This is a genomic window from Moraxella bovis (assembly GCF_002014975.1).
GTDB classification, from domain to species: domain Bacteria; phylum Pseudomonadota; class Gammaproteobacteria; order Pseudomonadales; family Moraxellaceae; genus Moraxella; species Moraxella bovis.
This window is the reverse complement of record NZ_MUXV01000013.1, coordinates 1-781: the sequence shown is the minus strand read 5'-3', so window position 1 is coordinate 781 and position 781 is coordinate 1. Positions and strand designations below refer to the sequence as shown.

2 protein-coding genes and 1 pseudogene are annotated in these 781 nt (G+C 43.7%); all 3 read right to left on the bottom strand.

Annotation, left to right across the window (positions count from 1 at the left end):
* Positions 1–219: 219 nt before the first annotated feature.
* Positions 220–339, bottom strand: a pseudogene (locus B0182_RS03525) (Cys-tRNA(Pro) deacylase); the annotation flags it as partial.
* Entirely contained in the window at positions 336–467 is a 132-nt protein-coding gene (locus tag B0182_RS15110; RefSeq protein ID WP_264675865.1) for a hypothetical protein, read from the bottom strand. The gene B0182_RS15110 and the pseudogene B0182_RS03525, both read right to left, overlap by 4 nt.
* A complete protein-coding gene (locus B0182_RS03520) occupies positions 468–761 on the bottom strand; it encodes a SadB/YajI family lipoprotein (RefSeq protein ID WP_078273617.1) in 294 nt (97 codons plus the stop codon).
* Between the last annotated feature and the right edge of the window lie 20 nt (positions 762–781).

Sequence of the window (781 nt, the reverse complement as noted above, 5' to 3'; positions counted from 1 at the left end):
TTTGGGGTTTGGTGGGTGTACCTTGGCGAAGTGTCAAACCACAACTGATAGAAGTAATGCAAATTGCCAGAGATGCTTGGAAGAGGACATTAGATAATTTACCAATGGCACAAATGCGCAAAGAGATACTAATCAAGCATTGGGCAATGCTTGATGATGATTTTAGAATGGTTTGATAAAAGTCATGGTGCTGATGGGACTGTTGGCTTGATTTACAGGCGATAAACCTAACTTTTCGGACGCTTCCAACCCAAAATTGGTGTTATTTGGGTCATGGTCGTATTCATGAATACTGTGAGCGATTTTTTGCTTTTTTAATAGACGAATGGCAGGGATCATGGCTCTTGTTTTGGCTTGCTAGGTTCTGTTTGAGTGCTATCTGCATTGGTGGGTGCTGGCGAAGCAGTGGGGGCGGTGCATTTTGCGATTGCCCCTGTCACCACGCCTGTCAAAGCATTGGTATCCACTTACCCGCCTTTGATAAAACTTTGCGATTTTTCAGCCGTTAAGTTGCCTTTTAACTCATCGGACACGCACCCACAGATGTTCGCCTTTTGTTCGGCGGTAAACACCAAGTCCGCCACGCTGTTTTCTTGGGCGTTGAGCTGATTTTGGCATTCGATTTTGACGGTACTTATAACAAGCTTTGTGCCAATCTCGCCAAGTTGGTCAAGGTTTAAGTTTTTGGCAGTTTGTTGGATATTGGGGTCATCACAAGCCGCCAAAAATAGGGCTAGGCATAAAATGGATAATTTTTTCATATTACTCAATCGGCTTTAAA

What these genes read in the sequence shown, in the direction of transcription:
- B0182_RS03520 (WP_078273617.1), bottom strand. Translation starts at nt 761, where the DNA reads ATGAAAAAATTATCCATTTTATGCCTAGCCCTATTTTTGGCGGCTTGT.